The sequence below is a fragment of the Dyella sp. genome (assembly GCF_035685805.1).
Taxonomy (GTDB): Bacteria; Pseudomonadota; Gammaproteobacteria; order Xanthomonadales; family Rhodanobacteraceae; genus Dyella_A.
In genome coordinates this window covers 1-14,421 of record NZ_DASSAB010000060.1, presented here as the reverse complement: position 1 = coordinate 14,421, position 14,421 = coordinate 1, and the positions used below count along the sequence as shown (strand labels likewise).

Here is a 14,421-nt window from a genome sequence, read left to right as displayed (position 1 = left end):
GCCCAAGGGCGGGACGGCGGCGCAGCCGCCCCGGTTCCGGTCGGACACCAAAGCGGCAGCGCCGCGATCGATGCGCTCAGACGGCGGCGGCGAGCGCGGCCAGCTGATCCATCTCGGCCTCGTCGAAACCCGCCTGCAGGCGCGCGGGCCGGTTGAACGGACCGCGCAGGCTGACGCCCATGTGAGTGCGCAGCAGGTGGATGAAGGTCGTACGCGGCTCGATCCCGTCGCGCGCGCAGCACCAGTGGAACCAGCGCGTGCCGGCGGCGACGTGGGCCACTTCCTCGCGCAGGATCACCTGGAGAATTTCCACCGTGCGCAGGTCGCCCGCGCCGGTGAGCCGCTCGATCATGCCCGGCGTCACGTCCAGCCCGCGCGCCTCCAGCACGCGCGGCACCAGCGCCATGCGGGCGGTGTCGTCATGGCCCGTTTTCTCGGCCATCTCCCACAGGCCGTTGTGGGCGTCGAAGTCGCCGTAGGCGTAGCCGAGCTCGGCCAGGCGGTCGCTGAGCCTGGCGAAGTGGCGCGCCTCGTCATGCGCGCAGCTGGCCCAGTCGCGGTAGTAGTCCGCCGGCATGCCGCGGAAGCGATACACCGCATCCCACGCCAGGTTGATCGCGTTGAACTCGATGTGTGCCACGGCGTGCACCAGCGCCGCGCGTCCCTCGGGCGTGCCGAGCCCGCGTTGCGGCACCTGCCGCGCGGAGACCAGCACGGGGCGGGCGGGACGACCGGGAGCACCGATCGGCAACGGCGCCGGCGCGGCGGCATCGGGCGCCAGTTCGCCGGCCCGCAGCGCCTGCCAGGTGGCGTGGGTCAGGCGCAGTTTCTCGGCCGGATCGGCAGCATCGAGGCAGCGCTTGGCGGCGGCGTAAAGGTCAGTCATGGATCTCGTAACGTAGGAGCCCGCTCGCGGGCAATGCTCTTGCTTCCGATCAACATCAAAGCCCAAGAGCATCGCCCGCGAGCGGGCTCCTACAAAAAGGGCACGCTCAGGCGGTGCGACGGGCGGCCTTGGCGTCGTCCGAGCGCATCATCTCGATCTGCTGCAGGTATTCCTTCTCCAGGCCGGTGACGTATTCGCCGGAGAAGCACGAGGTGTCGAAGTGCTTGAGGTCTTCGTTGCCGTCCTGCACGGCCCAGATCAGGTCTTCCAGGTCCTGGTAGATCAGCCAGTCGGCGCCGAGCTGTGCCTCCACTTCCTGCTCGGTCTGGCCGGCGGCGATCAGCTCGGTGGCCGAGGGCATGTCGATGCCGTAGACGTTGGGATAACGCACCGGCGGCGCGGCCGAGGCGAAGTAGACGTTCTTTGCGCCGGCGTCGCGCGCCATCTGGATGATCTGCCGCGAGGTGGTGCCGCGCACGATCGAGTCATCCACCAGCAGCACGTTCTTCTTGCGGAACTCCAGGTCCACCGCGTTGAGCTTGCGGCGCACCGATTTCACGCGGTCGCCCTGCCCCGGCATGATGAAGGTGCGGCCCACGTAGCGGTTCTTCACCAGGCCCTCTCGGAACGGCACGCCAAGCGCGCCGGCCAGTGCGCTGGCGGCAGTGCGGGCGGTGTCGGGAATCGGGATCACCGCGTCGATGCCGTGATCGGGGCGCAGGCGCATGATCTTCTGCGCCAGTTTCTCGCCCATGCGCAGGCGCGCCTTGTACACCGACACGTCCTCGATCATCGAATCGGGCCGGGCCAGGTACACGTACTCGAAGATGCACGGCGCGTGCGTGGCGCGTTCGGCGCAATGGCGGCTGTGCAGCTGGCCGTCGTCGGTGATGATGATGGCCTCGCCTGGCGCGATGTCGCGCACGCGCTTGAAGCCCAGCACGTCCAGCGCCACCGACTCGGACGCTACCGCGTACTCGCGGCCCTCCGCGGTGATGCGCTCACCCAGCACCAGCGGACGGATGCCGTTGGGATCGCGGAACGCGACCAGGCCGTAGCCCAGCACCAGCCCGATGCAGGCGTAGCCGCCACGGGCGCGCGCGTGCACGCCGGCGACCGCCTTGAAGATGTGGTCCGGGGTAAGCGTCATGCGCTCCTGGATCTGCAGCTCGTGCGCCAGCACGTTGAGCAGCACCTCGGAGTCCGAATCCGTGTTGATGTGGCGGCGGTCCTCGTGGAACATCTCGCGCCGCAGCGACTCGGTGTTGATCAGGTTGCCGTTGTGCGCAAACGCAATGCCGTAGGGCGAGTTCACGTACAGCGGCTGTGCCTCGTCGGCGCCCTCGGAGCCGGCAGTCGGGTAGCGGCAATGGCCAATGCCGATGCGCCCGCGCAGGCGCGCCATCGAAGCGTGGTTGAACACGTCGCGCACCAGGCCATTGCCCTTGTGCAGGCGCAGGCGGGATCCATCCACGGTGGCAATGCCCGCGGCGTCCTGGCCGCGATGCTGCAATACGGTGAGGCCGTCATAGAGCGCCGAGGCGACCTCGGTGATGCCGACAATGCCGATGATTCCGCACATGATGGTTTACGCCTGCGTGGGTGATGCGTGTGGGTGGTGCGACTAGCGATGCTGCGAGGAAACGTCTGCCGGATCCGCCGTGGCGGGCGCTCGCGCGCCCGGAACCGAACCCGCCGGAGCTGGGGATGTGGGTGCTTTGGGCGTTCCCCGCAAGGCGGCTTGCAGGTCGCCCCGGGACGGCGCGCCCGTGGTGCCGCGCGCGTCCAGCATCTTGCGCACGCCGTCGAGGTTGGCCGCGCCGGACACGTCGGGGAGGCTGGGCAGCCCGTCCAGCGCGTCCGGCGCCGGATGCAGATAGCGCGCGGTGCTGGCCGGAAGGTGTTGCCCCACCGCGATCGCCACCGTCTGGAAATGCGGCAGCAGCATCGACTGGCGCCACCACGGCTCGCGGGTGACCGCCGTGAAGCCGAGCAGGAACACCATCAGCGCCACCAGCAGCACGCCGCGCGCGAAGCCGAACAGCATGCCCAGGCCGCGATCGGGCCCGGACAGGCCGGCCCCGGCGACCAGCCGGCGAAACATCGCGTTGAGCAGCGCACCGACGATCAACACCGCCGCCAGGCAAATGCCGTAGCCGGTGACCAGCCGCAGCGCCGGCGTGTGGATGCTGTGCTCGAAATAGGCCGCCACGCTGGGGCCGAACGCCCAGGCGACCCAGATCGAGCCGATCCAGATCGCCAGCGACAGCAATTCGGCCACCAGCCCGCGCCACAGGCCGATCAGCACTGAAACAGCCAGCACGCCCGCGATGAAGTAATCGATCCAGTTCATGCGCGCCGCCGTCCGTCCGCAGGGGCCGGGGTCAGGGAACGCTCACGACGTTGCCGGCCAGGCCAAGCTTGGACTTGATCTGGTCGCGCACGCGCTGCGCGTCATCCCGCTGCGTCTGGGGTCCGGCACGCACGCGCCAGAGCTTGCGCCCGCCCGCCGTCACCGTATCGACAAACCCGTCGAAGCCATTGGCCCGCAGCCGGTCGCGCAAGGCCAGCGCATCGGACTGGCTGCTCATCGCAGCCACCTGCACGGCCCAGCCGCCGGCGCTGCGAGCGCTGCCCGTGGATGCCGCGGCGGGCGCATCACTATCCGGGGTGCTGGCGTGGCTTTCCAGCCGTACCGGCACGCCGGCAATGCTCTGGGTGATCTTCAACCGCGCGCTTTCGGCCGCCGCGCGGCTGGAGAACGGGCCGGCCGTCACCGCGGTCAGCGCCTTGCCGCCCTGCTGGATCACGCGACTGCTGACCGGATAGCCCAGCCCCTGCACCCGCTGCACCAGGCTCCTGGCACCGGCACTGGAGGCGTAGGCACTCAGGTTGAGCGTGTGGCTGCCGCGCGCCGCGGTGGCCGGCGGCGTGGCCGGCGCGTCGGCCTTGGGCGCTTCAGCCGGTGGCGTCGATTTGATCACCGGCTCGCTGGCCGCGGGCTTGGCCGGCGCGGGCTTGGCGGGTTCCGGTTCGGCCGGTGCGGGCTTGGCCGTGGCGGGCTCGGGAGCCTGCACCGCCGGCGGGTTCGACGCGACCGGCGCGTCTTCGCCCGGAGCCCGATCACCGGTTTCCACGTCGGTCGGCCGCCGCGAGCGGATGTCCACGGTGGCGAGTGCGTCGCTGCTGCCGCCGGCCGCGGCGGGGATCACCACGGCGCCCGCGCTGGCGGGGGCCGCGGGCGTGGCGGCGTCCGGATCCAGGCTCATGGTCTTGGTCTGCAGGTCGCGATCCGGTGCCGGCGGAATCGCCAGGCTCACGCTCTGGTCGCCAACCGCCGTGGGCGGGCTGCTGGGAAAGAACATCGGCACGAACAGGACCAGAAACGCGATGAGAACAGCAGCTCCCAGCAGGCGAGTTTTCAAGACGGGCTCCAGGATGGGCAGGCGCAGCACAAAGCGGCGGAATTATACCCGGCCGCGCCAGTCACACCGAAACCGCGCCGTGCCGCGTTCAGCCGCGCCGCGAGGAAAGCACCGCGGACGCCACGAAGAACGAGCCGAAGGCGAGGATGCAATCGCCCGCGTGCGCGGCGGCACGAGCCGCCTCCAGCGCCGATCCGACGTCGCCATGAGCCGTGTGCGGCGCGCCCGGCAGCGCGGCCTGCAGCGCCTCCACGAGCGCCTGCGCCGGCAGCCCGCGCGGCGTGTCCTGATCGAGACCGGCCAGGTGCCAGTGATCCACCCGCGCACCGAGCGAACCCATCACGCCGGCCACGTCCTTGTCCGACAGCGCGCCGAATACCGCGTGCACGCGCCCGCGGGGCGCGCCATCAAGCCACTGGGCCAGCGCGCGCGCCGCCTGCGGGTTGTGGCCCACATCGACGTACAGCGCCGGATCACCGCCCAGACACTGCAGGCGCGCCCGCACCTGCACCTGCTCCAGCGCCGCGGCGACCGCCGCCTGCGGATCGGCACCCAGCACGCCCGGATCGAGCGCCCGCAGCGCGGCGATCGCTGCCGCCGCATTGGCGTACTGCACCGGTGCAGCCAGGGCGGGATCGGGCAGCTCCATCGTGGTGCCGTCGTGGTGACGCCAGCGCCAGCCGTGCGCGAGCCGGTCGACATGAAAATCCACGCCCGCACGTTGCACCTGCGCGCCGACCGCGCCCAGCATCGCGAGCAGCCCATCCGGCGGCAGCGCCTCGCCGACGATCGCCGGACGTCCCGCACGTGCAATGCCGGCCTTCTCCCGCCCGATGCTGTCGCGATCGGGCCCGAGCCAGTCCACGTGGTCCAGGTCGACGGTGGTGATCACCGCCACGTCCGCATCGATGATGTTGACCGCGTCCAGCCGCCCGCCTAGGCCCACCTCCAGCACGGCGACGTCGACGCTGGCGCGGGCAAACAGGTCCAGCGCCGCCAGCGTGCCGAACTCGAAATAGGTCAGCGGGATCGGCGCAGCGGGGCCCTGGCCGCGCGCTGCCTCGATGCGTTCGAACGCGCCCACCAGCGCCGCGTCGTCGACGTCGCGACCGTCGATCCGCACGCGCTCGTTGTAGGCCAGCAGGTGCGGCGAGGTGAACGCACCGGTGCGCTTGCCTGCCGCCTGCACCATGGCCTCCAGCAGCGCCACGGTGGAGCCCTTGCCGTTGGTGCCGCCCACGGTGATGACGTGCCGCGCGATCGGCGGGGCGCCCATGCGTTGCCACACGGCGCGCACCCGCTCCAGGCCCAGCTCGATGCTGCGCGGGTTCACGCCTTCCTGGTAGGCGAGCCATTGGGCGAGGGTGCGGGTCATTCGGCAATCCGGAGAGAGGAAGGTCGTCAGGCGTCCAGCGGACGCAGCCAGAAGCGCAGGCGGTGCTCGCATTCCGTCGTGTCATCGAGCTCGGTCCACGACAGCGTGCAGCACAGGTCGTCCTGGCGCCGGTAGCCGCGCCCGGTCCAGAACGCGTCGTTGGAACGATGGCCGGGCGGGCGGCGGGGATCGTCCGCCTCGCGCTCGACCGCGCAGAACGCGGTGCAGGCGAATCCACCCAGGCGCCGCGCATGCGCCTCGCGTTCGTCGAAGAAGCGATGGCCGATGCCCTGCCCGCGATAGTCGCGCAGCAGCACCGACTCACCGAAATAGAACACCGTGTCAACCGCCATGCCGCGCTCGCGGAACGGCGCCTGGAACGCCTCGCCGTCGTCGGCCAACGGGAGACCGCTGGACGCGCCGACCACGGTGTCGCCATCCAGCGCCAGCACGAACACGCTGCGCGAGGACTGCGCATACGCGGCCAGATAACGCCGCTCGTAATCGAGATCGCCCGCGTACAGGTACGGCCAGTCGCGAAACACCGCGATGCGCAGCCGCGCGAGGTCGTCCAGATGCGGCGTCACCGCCGCGCCGACGCAGGTGATCACGCGCACGCTCATGCGATCAGCCGCCGGCGACCTGGGCGATCCAGTCGTTGAGGTTGTAGTAATTGCTGACGCGGCTGATGCGTCCGTCGCGGATGGCGAAGAACGCGCCGCCCGGCAGCACGTAGCGCTGGCCGTGCGCAGGCGGAAGGCCCTCGTCGTCGGCCAGGTAACTGCCGTGCACTTCGTACTCGGCCGCGGCGCGCTGGCCGTCGGCGGCGGCCATCACCACGATCTTCTGCAGCTGCTCGCCGTAGCTGCGTTGCATCCGTGCCAGGAACGCCCGAAACGCCTCGCGCCCGTGCTCGCGGCCGCCCTGGTTGAGGTCGTGCGCCACGTCGTCGGTGAGGCACTCCAGCATCGCCTCCCAGTCGCCGCGGTTGAAGGCGTCGTAGTAGCGCTGGACGAGGGCGATGGCGTCGGACATGGGGGGCTTTTCCGGGTTGATGGCGAGGCGGGGATTCTAAGCCATCGCCCCGGTCCGGCACCCGCTCACTGGAACAGGTGAATGCCGCTGGCGCGCAGCGCCCAGTACATGCCGAAGGCGGTCCAGAACATCTTTTTCAGCGCCTTGCCGGCCAGCAGCGCGGCCAGCAGGCCGAGCAGCAGCGGCAGGTGGCGTTCGAACGTGCTGCGGGTGTCGTTGACGACGTTCATGGCCTCTCTCCCTCCCCGTCCGTCGGGGTGTGGCGCCATCATCCGTGCCCCGCCGGTTCCGCGGCAGGGGCCATCGTCAACGTTCGTGGGTGACAGGCGTCACCGCGCTGCCTCAGAGCCGCGCGCCACGCAGGCGCAGCGCATTGCTCACCACCGATACCGAGCTCAGGCTCATCGCCAGCGCTGCGATCATCGGCGACAGCGTGATACCCAACCATGGATACAGCGCGCCCGCCGCCAGCGGCACGCCGATGCCGTTGTAGACGAAGGCGAAGAACAGGTTCTGGTGGATGTTGCGCACAGTGGCGCGCGACAGCCCGCGGGCCCGGGCGATTCCGCCGAGATCGCCCTTCACCAGCGTGACCTGCGCGCTTTCCATCGCCACGTCGGTACCGCTGCCCATCGCGATACCGACATCCGCGGCGGCCAGCGCGGGCGCGTCGTTGATGCCGTCGCCGGCCATCGCCACCCGCCGCCCCTGCTGCTTCAAGCGGTTCACCACGTCGGCCTTGTCGGCGGGCGAAACGTCGGCATGGATGTCGTCGATGCCCAGCGTGGCGGCGACCGACCTGGCGGTAGTGGCATTGTCGCCGGTGAGCATCAGGATGCGCAGGCCCTCGGCGTGCAGGGACCGGATGGCCTCGGCCGCGCCGGCCTTGATCCGGTCGGCCACCGCGATCAGCGCGGCCAGCTGGCCGTCGACCGCGAGGAACATGACGGTGGCACCGTCGCCTCGCAGGCTTTCGGCACGCGTCGCCGCCTCATCGTTCGCCAGGATCCCGAGCTCCTCCAGCAAGCGTGCGTTGCCGAGCGCGACCGCATGCCCATCGACCTCGCCCCTCACGCCGCGTCCGGTGAGGCTGCGAAAGCCTGTCGCCACCAGCAGCGCGTCGCCGTCCGCGGCACGCACGATGGCGCGGGCCAGCGGATGCTCGCTGGACTGCTCCAGCGCCGCGGCCAGCGTCAGCAGGCGCTCGCGCGGCAGGTCGCCCAGCACCACCAGCTCGCTCAGCTCGGGCTTGCCTTCGGTCAGGGTGCCGGTCTTGTCCACCACCAGGGTGTCGATGTCGCGCATCGCCTCGATCGCGCCGGCGTCCTTGAACAGCACGCCATGCTGCGCGCCGCGCCCGCTGGCGACCATGATCGAGATCGGCGTGGCCAGGCCGAGCGCGCACGGGCAGGCAATGATGAGTACCGACACCGCGGCGATCAGCGCATGCGCCAGCCTCGGATCGGGCCCAAGCCAGGCCCACAGCAAGAACGCGATCACCGCACAGGCGACCACCGCTGGCACGAACCACGCGGCCACCTTGTCGGCCACCCGCTGCAGCGGCGCGCGACTGCGCTGCGCGGCGGCGACCAGCGCCACGATCTGGGCCAGCATGGTGTCGCTGCCGACCTTGTCCGCGCGCATGGTCAGCGCGCCGTCCTGGTTGACGGTGCCGCCGGTAATCCTGGCCTCGGCGGCCTTTGCTACCGGCATCGGTTCGCCGGTGAGCATGGATTCGTCCACGTGGCTCTCGCCATCGACCACCACGCCGTCGACGGGCACCTTCTCGCCAGGTCGCACGCGCAGCGTGTCGCCGGGTTGCACCGCATCGAGCGGCACCTCGCTCTCGCGGCCCTGGTCGTCCAACCGGTGCGCGGTCTTCGGTGCCAGTCCCAGCAGCGCCTTCAGGGCGGCGCCGGTACGCCGGCGCGCACGCAGTTCAAGAAAATCGCCCAGCGTGACCAGGGTGACGATCACGGCCGCGGACTCGAAATACACCGCCACCTCGCCATGCGCATCACGGAAACTTGGCGGAAACATGCCCGGCGCCAGGAACGCGATGGTGCTGTAGACCCAGGCCACGCCGGTGCCCAGCGCAATCAGCGTGTACATGTTCGGCGACCACGGTCGCAACGAATTCCAGCCACGCCGGAAGAACGGCGCGCCGCCCCACAGCACCACGACGGTCGCCAGCACGGCCTCGATCCAGCCCGCGATGCCACCCCACGGCGCGCCGACATGCTAGCCGAAAAGGTGCGGGCCCATCGCCAGCACGAACACCGGTGCGGTCAACGCCAGCAGCGTCCAGAACCGTCGCGTCATGGCCGTCAGCTCGCCACCGTCGTCCTCGTCCGCGCTGGGCATCATCGGCTCCAGCGCCATGCCGCATTTGGGGCAGTCGCCGGGGCCGACCTGCTGTACTTCCGGATGCATCGGGCAGGTGTAGATTGCGCCGGCCGGCGCCGGCGGCGCAGCCTTGTGTTCGCCCAGGTAGGCCGCCGGATCGGCGACGAACTTTTCCCGGCAGCGCGCCGCGCAGAAGTAGTACGCATGTCCGTCGTGCTCGGCGCGATGCGTGGCGGTATCGGGATCCACCGCCATGCCGCAGACCGGGTCTTTCACGGTGGGCCGGCCGTGATCCGTGTCATGACCAGCCGCGCCGGCACTGGCCGCGCTGCAACAGCCATGGCCGCCGGCGGCGTGCGGGGCCAGGTGCGCCGACGTATCCGCCTCGAACTTCGCCTTGCAGCCATGGCTGCAGAAGTGGAAGGTCTCGCCCTCGTGCACGGTGCTCGGCTTTCCGGCGCCCGTGGCCACGGTCATGCCGCACACCGGGTCGATGGCGTCGGCGCTCTGCGCGGCCTTGCTGCCGCAGCAACCGCCACCTGCCGCCTGTCCGGAAACATGAGCCGCCGGATCGGCGTCGAACTTCGCCTTGCAGCCATCGCTGCAGAAGTGGAAGGTCTCGCCCTCGTGCACGGTGCTCGGCCTTCCGGCGGCGGTATCCACCGTCATGCCGCACACCGGGTCGATGGCGTCGGCGCTCCGCGCGGCCTTGCTGCCGCAGCAACCGCCAACGGCCGCCTGTCCGGAAACATATGCCGCTGGATCGGCCTCGAACTTCGCCTTGCAGCCATCGCTGCAGAAGTGGAAGGTCGCACCCTCGTGCACCGCGCTTGGCTTGCCGGCGCCCGTGGCCACCGTCATGCCGCACACCGGGTCGATGGCGTCGGCGCTCTGCGCGGCCTTGCTGCCGCAGCAACCCCCACCTGCCGCCTGTCCGGAAACATGAGCCGCCGGATCGGCCTCGAACTTCGCCTTGCAGCCATCGCTGCAGAAGTGGAAGGTCTCGCCCTCGTACACCGCGCTCGGCCTTCCGGCGACGGTATCCACTGTCATGCCGCACACCGGGTCGATGGCGGGGCGAGCGGGCGCCGCGCCGCGGCAGCCACAGGATGTGCTTTCCATCAGGCGTTCTCCTCGTCGTTGAGTGCGCGCAGGATCGGGCAGTGCTCCGGCGCGCCGTGGCCAGGACACGAGTCCACCAGCTCCACCAGGCCATCGCGCACGCGCTGCAGCTCGGCGATGCGGGCATTGATCGCGGCCAGTCGCTGTTCGGCGCGCTTCTTCACCGCCCGCACGCCACGCTGGCGATCGGCCGAGAGCGCCAGCAGGTCGCGGATCTCCTCGAGCGTGAAGCCCAGGTCCTTCGCGCGACGGATGAAGCGCAGCTGCGCCACCGCCGCCTCGCCATAGCTGCGGTAGCCGGAGGCCCGACGTAGCGGCTCGGGCAACAGGCCCTCGCGCTCGTAGTAGCGGATGGTGTCGATGGGAACGCCGGTGCGCTTGGCGACAGCTCCGATGGTGAGCGAGTTGGAAGTGTCCATGGCCTGAGTCTAGACCCTTGATCCAGGTCCAGAGTCAACCCCTCCCGGCCACCCGCACGCGACCCGATTGCGTGCGGCGCGAGCGTGCGCTCAGGCCGGCATCAACGGCGCATGCCCGAGGCCAGGTGGGGTCCGCGCAGCCGGCGGGCCTGAATCGGAGACGCCCGATGCAAGGGGCTCTTTCTCCGAATCAGCGGTGCGGGCAACCGGGCCAGCAGCAGGGCCTGCGCATGCCTTTGCGCATCTTGTCGATGCCGACGGCAATGCGCCGCGTTCTTGTGGCCTCCTGCTTGGGCGACGTGACCCAGCAGATCCACTCGTTCCGCGCCAGTGGCGTGATGTCCGTCCACATATCCGACGCGGCCGCATCGCGCTCGATGGCGCTCCGGAAATCCGCGGGAAGCTTGTGGACCGTTCCATCGCCAAGCTTGTTGGTGCTCATGAACGCCTCCTTTGGGACCAGGCGCTGGAGTCAGACGGCCATGACGCCGCGGGTATTGAATATCACTGAGCGCGAATCTTGCCCCATCACGGTATTCATGGGCATGGCACTCGCGCTAGGGCGTACGGACGCGCATCTACCTCGACAAGCGTTACATGTCCGGCGGCTCGGCCGCAGGGCTCTGGCGGGCCGAGCGGCTTCATTATCGCCTCGCGGTCTTCCTCGGAAACGGCGCGGCTCTGGAAGTAGCCGCACCCCTGCGCGGTCAGGAAACTCATACCTACGCCGCGCCAGACTAATGTCTCTTTTACGAGAGGCAATTGACGCTCGGCTTCTCGCGTGCAAGCTCGGACGAACTCTCAACGGGCAACCGGCCATCCCTGCCTTCTGGCTTGCGCCTGCATCGCTTGCAGGCGAAAGAATTCAGTGGCGGCAGAGCCCGCCTTTTTAAGGATCTGGGGCCCGCATGCTAGGGGCCCCAGTAATCGAACTTGAAGATGCTTTGAGCGGGAATGGAGAAAGAAATCTCGCCGCCACATTTGATGACATGCTCCCCGGGCTCGATTTGTCCGGGAGTCCCGATGGGATGAGCCCAGAGCTTTCCATCGACCGTCAGTGGTCCGCATTGCCCGCCATTGTCGTCAGCCACGATCAGATACGCGTTCCCATCGGGCGAACGCGAGACCGAACCGTGAAGGTCACGATGGCTACAGGCAGCACAGACAACGATCAGCACAGCCAAGGCGATCTGGCGACTCATGGCTGTGGACCTTTGTCGCGGGCTACCGCTTGAGCCAGGCTGCGCCGCGAAGCGGCATCGGCCATCAGCGGGCCGGGTTCGGGCCTGCGTAGAACCTGTGGCGCGACCATGCTCCTCACGGCGCCGCATCCTCCACCGCCACGAAGCCGCCCGTCTGCCGGGCCCACAGCCGCGCGTACAGGCCTTGCTGCGCGATCAGCTCGGCGTGGGTGCCGGTTTCGGCGATGCGCCCCTTGTCCAGTACCACCAGGCGATCCATGCGGGCGATGGTGGACAGGCGGTGGGCGATGGCGATGACGGTCTTGCCCTGCATGAGGATGTCGAGGCTGTCCTGGATCGCTGCCTCGGCTTCGGAATCCAGCGCGCTGGTGGCTTCGTCCAATACCAGAATCGGAGCGTCCTTCAGCAGCACGCGGGCGATCGCGATGCGCTGGCGCTGGCCGCCGCTGAGCTTCACGCCGCGCTCGCCTACATGCGCATCGAAGCCGGTGCGGCCTTCGCCATCGACCAGCTGCGGGATGAACTCGTCGGCACGCGCCTTGCGCACCGCATCGGCAATCTGTGCCTCGGTGGCATCGGGGCGGCCGTAGAGCAGGTTGTCGCGGATCGAGCGGTGCAGCAGCGAGGTGTCCTGGGTGACCACGCCGATCTGTGCGCGCAGGCTTTCCTGGGTGACCTGCGCGACGTCCTGATCGTCGATGAGAATGCGCCCCTGCTCCAGGTCGTACAGGCGCAGCAGCACGTTGACCAGGGTCGATTTGCCGGCACCCGAGGGGCCGACCAGGCCGATCTTCTCGCCCGGGCGCACGGCCAGTTCCAGCCCGGCGATCACCCCGCCCTGCTTGCCGTAGTGGAAGTGGATGTGATCGAAGCGCACGGCACCCTCGCGCACCACCAGCGGCACCGCGCCCGGCCCATCCTGCACGGCGCGCGGCTGGGCGATGGTGGTGAGTCCGTCCTGCACCGTGCCGATGTTTTCGAAGATGCCGTTGACCACCCACATGATCCAGCCGGACATGTTGTTGATGCGGATCACCAGCCCGGTGGCCAGCGCAATGGCGCCGACGGTGACGCGGCCCTGGCTCCAGAGCCACAGCGCCAGACCGGAGGTGCCCACGATCAGCAGCCCGTTGAGCGAGGTGATGGTGACGTCCATCGCCGTGGTCATGCGGGTCATGCGGCGGGTCTTGCCGATCTGCTCGCCGAGTGCGGCGGCCACGTAGTCCTCTTCGCGGCGGGTGTGCGCGAACAGCTTGAGCGTGAGCACGTTGCTGTAGCCGTCGACGATGCGCCCCATCAGCCGCGAGCGCGCCTCGGACGACTCCCACGAACGCGCCTTGGTGCGGGGGATGAAGTACGCCAGCGTGACCACGTAGGCGGCGATCCAGACCACCAGCGGCGCCGCCAGCCACGCGTCGGCCTGCGCGAACAGCACGATCGCGCTGCCGGTGTAGACCACCACGTACCAGAGCGCATCGACGATCTGCACCGCCGATTCGCGCAGGGAGGCGCCGGTCTGCATGATGCGGTTGGCGATGCGCCCGGCGTAGTCGTTCTGGAAAAAGCCCAGGCTCTGGCGGATCACGTAGCGATGGTTCTGCCAGCGGATGCGGTTGGTCAGGCTGGGCACGATCGCCTGGTTCACCAGCAGGTCGTGCGCGCCGATCGCCAGCGGCCGCACGATCAGCGCGACGAAACCCATCCACAGCAACTCGTTGCCGTGCCGCTGGAAGAAGTCCGCCGCCGGCGCACCCTTGGCCATGTCCACGATGCTGCCGATGAAGCCGAACAGCGATACCTCGACGATCGCCACCACGAAACCCACCGCGATCGCCACCGCGAACACCGGCCACACCTGGCGCAGGTAGAACGCATAGAAGCGCCACACCGACGCGGGCGGCATGCCGTCGACCGGTTCCTTGAACGCGTCGATGAGGGATTCGAACCAGCGAAAGATCATGGGGCATTCCAGACTTGCGAGGGCCGTCATTGTGCTTGAAGCCCGCACGAAGCGGTGTGACGATGCGGCCTCTCCGTTATGACCCGCGGGATCAGCAGCATGACCACCGAAACCTTCGAAGGCGCCTGTACCTGCGGTGCCATCCGTTACCGACTGATCAGCGCGCCGCTGATCGTGCACTGCTGCCACTGCAGCTGGTGCCAGCGCGAGACCGGCAGCGCGTTCGTCATCAACGCGATGATCGAGACCGACCGGCTGCAGCTGCTGCAGGGCGAGCCGGTCATGGTGGACACGCCGTCGGCAAGCGGCAAGGGCCAGCGGATCGCGCGCTGCGCCCAATGTCATGTGGCGCTATGGAGCCATTACCCCGGCGGCGGCAAGGCGGTGGCCTTCGTGCGCGTGGGCACGCTGAAGGAACCGTGGCGGTTGCCGCCGGACGTCCATATCTACACCTCGACCAGACAGCCCTGGGTGACGCTGCCGCCGGACGTTCCCGCCGTGCAGGAGTTCTACGACATCGACCAGGTCTGGTCGCCGGCCAGCCTGGAACGCCGCGCAGCACTGCGGGCGGCAAGGCGTTCGTAATCTGAACGCCAGCCGCGAAGGCGGGCACTCATCAGGCCGGCGCGATTGACCGCCTGCGGCGGCGCT

General features: G+C 69.3%; 13 protein-coding genes and 2 pseudogenes. 1 reads left to right on the top strand and 14 read right to left on the bottom strand.

Going from position 1 to position 14,421, the window contains the following annotated elements; genetic code table 11:
* Nucleotides 1-76 precede the first annotated feature (76 nt).
* From VFG40_RS16885 to VFG40_RS16820, 14 genes and pseudogenes are all read right to left on the bottom strand, one after another.
* Entirely contained in the window at nt 77-886 is an 810-nt protein-coding gene (locus tag VFG40_RS16885; protein WP_324899686.1) for a ferritin-like domain-containing protein, read from the bottom strand.
* Nucleotides 887-992: 106 nt separating this feature from the next.
* Nucleotides 993-2,468, bottom strand: coding sequence for an amidophosphoribosyltransferase (gene purF / locus VFG40_RS16880; protein WP_324899684.1), 1,476 nt, complete (start codon nt 2,466-2,468; stop codon nt 993-995).
* A 42-nt stretch (nt 2,469-2,510) separates the two neighbouring features.
* Nucleotides 2,511-3,239 (bottom strand): CvpA family protein, encoded by a 729-nt coding sequence (locus VFG40_RS16875; RefSeq protein WP_324899682.1) that lies wholly within the window; start codon nt 3,237-3,239, stop codon nt 2,511-2,513.
* 31 nt (nt 3,240-3,270) lie between these two features.
* Nucleotides 3,271-4,311 carry an SPOR domain-containing protein gene (locus VFG40_RS16870; protein WP_324899680.1) on the bottom strand — a complete coding sequence of 347 codons (1,041 nt, stop codon included), beginning with the start codon at nt 4,309-4,311 and terminating at the stop codon, nt 3,271-3,273.
* Between the two features lie 88 nt (nt 4,312-4,399).
* Nucleotides 4,400-5,686: a bifunctional tetrahydrofolate synthase/dihydrofolate synthase gene (gene folC / locus VFG40_RS16865; protein ID WP_324899678.1), complete on the bottom strand. Its 1,287-nt coding sequence runs from the start codon at nt 5,684-5,686 to the stop codon at nt 4,400-4,402.
* A 26-nt stretch (nt 5,687-5,712) separates the two neighbouring features.
* Entirely contained in the window at nt 5,713-6,309 is a 597-nt protein-coding gene (locus VFG40_RS16860) for a GNAT family N-acetyltransferase (protein WP_324899677.1), read from the bottom strand.
* A 4-nt stretch (nt 6,310-6,313) separates the two neighbouring features.
* Nucleotides 6,314-6,721, bottom strand: coding sequence for a ketosteroid isomerase-related protein (locus tag VFG40_RS16855; RefSeq protein WP_324899674.1), 408 nt, complete (start codon nt 6,719-6,721; stop codon nt 6,314-6,316).
* Nucleotides 6,722-6,786: 65 nt separating this feature from the next.
* Nucleotides 6,787-6,951, bottom strand: a complete 165-nt coding sequence (locus VFG40_RS16850) for a hypothetical protein (protein ID WP_324899672.1) — start codon at nt 6,949-6,951, stop codon at nt 6,787-6,789.
* 112 nt (nt 6,952-7,063) lie between these two features.
* A pseudogene (locus tag VFG40_RS16845) lies at nt 7,064-9,544 on the bottom strand (heavy metal translocating P-type ATPase).
* Between the two features lie 96 nt (nt 9,545-9,640).
* Nucleotides 9,641-10,189, bottom strand: a pseudogene (locus VFG40_RS16840) (YHS domain-containing protein); the annotation flags it as partial.
* Nucleotides 10,189-10,608: a MerR family transcriptional regulator gene (locus VFG40_RS16835; protein ID WP_324899670.1), complete on the bottom strand. Its 420-nt coding sequence runs from the start codon at nt 10,606-10,608 to the stop codon at nt 10,189-10,191. The gene VFG40_RS16835 and the pseudogene VFG40_RS16840, both read right to left, overlap by 1 nt.
* A 190-nt stretch (nt 10,609-10,798) precedes the next feature.
* Nucleotides 10,799-11,050 carry a YdeI/OmpD-associated family protein gene (locus VFG40_RS16830; protein ID WP_324899668.1) on the bottom strand — a complete coding sequence of 84 codons (252 nt, stop codon included), beginning with the start codon at nt 11,048-11,050 and terminating at the stop codon, nt 10,799-10,801.
* A 469-nt stretch (nt 11,051-11,519) separates the two neighbouring features.
* Nucleotides 11,520-11,810, bottom strand: coding sequence for a hypothetical protein (locus VFG40_RS16825; protein WP_324899666.1), 291 nt, complete (start codon nt 11,808-11,810; stop codon nt 11,520-11,522).
* A gap of 115 nt (nt 11,811-11,925) precedes the next feature.
* Entirely contained in the window at nt 11,926-13,767 is a 1,842-nt protein-coding gene (locus VFG40_RS16820; RefSeq protein ID WP_324899829.1) for an ABC transporter ATP-binding protein, read from the bottom strand.
* A 102-nt stretch (nt 13,768-13,869) separates the two neighbouring features.
* On the opposite strand from VFG40_RS16820, the gene VFG40_RS16815 reads away from it, so the two are divergent.
* Entirely contained in the window at nt 13,870-14,355 is a 486-nt protein-coding gene (locus VFG40_RS16815; RefSeq protein WP_324899663.1) for a GFA family protein, read from the top strand.
* Nucleotides 14,356-14,421 lie beyond the last annotated feature (66 nt).

Coding starts and splice junctions, on each gene's coding strand:
- VFG40_RS16885 (WP_324899686.1), bottom strand. CDS start 886: ATGACTGACCTTTACGCCGCCGCCAAGCGCTGCCTCGATGCTGCCGAT.
- purF (WP_324899684.1), bottom strand. CDS start 2,468: ATGTGCGGAATCATCGGCATTGTCGGCATCACCGAGGTCGCCTCGGCG.
- VFG40_RS16875 (WP_324899682.1), bottom strand. CDS start 3,239: ATGAACTGGATCGATTACTTCATCGCGGGCGTGCTGGCTGTTTCAGTG.
- folC (WP_324899678.1), bottom strand. CDS start 5,686: ATGACCCGCACCCTCGCCCAATGGCTCGCCTACCAGGAAGGCGTGAAC.
- VFG40_RS16860 (WP_324899677.1), bottom strand. CDS start 6,309: ATGAGCGTGCGCGTGATCACCTGCGTCGGCGCGGCGGTGACGCCGCAT.
- VFG40_RS16855 (WP_324899674.1), bottom strand. CDS start 6,721: ATGTCCGACGCCATCGCCCTCGTCCAGCGCTACTACGACGCCTTCAAC.
- VFG40_RS16850 (WP_324899672.1), bottom strand. CDS start 6,951: ATGAACGTCGTCAACGACACCCGCAGCACGTTCGAACGCCACCTGCCG.
- VFG40_RS16835 (WP_324899670.1), bottom strand. CDS start 10,608: ATGGACACTTCCAACTCGCTCACCATCGGAGCTGTCGCCAAGCGCACC.
- VFG40_RS16830 (WP_324899668.1), bottom strand. CDS start 11,050: ATGAGCACCAACAAGCTTGGCGATGGAACGGTCCACAAGCTTCCCGCG.
- VFG40_RS16825 (WP_324899666.1), bottom strand. CDS start 11,810: ATGAGTCGCCAGATCGCCTTGGCTGTGCTGATCGTTGTCTGTGCTGCC.
- VFG40_RS16815 (WP_324899663.1), top strand. CDS start 13,870: ATGACCACCGAAACCTTCGAAGGCGCCTGTACCTGCGGTGCCATCCGT.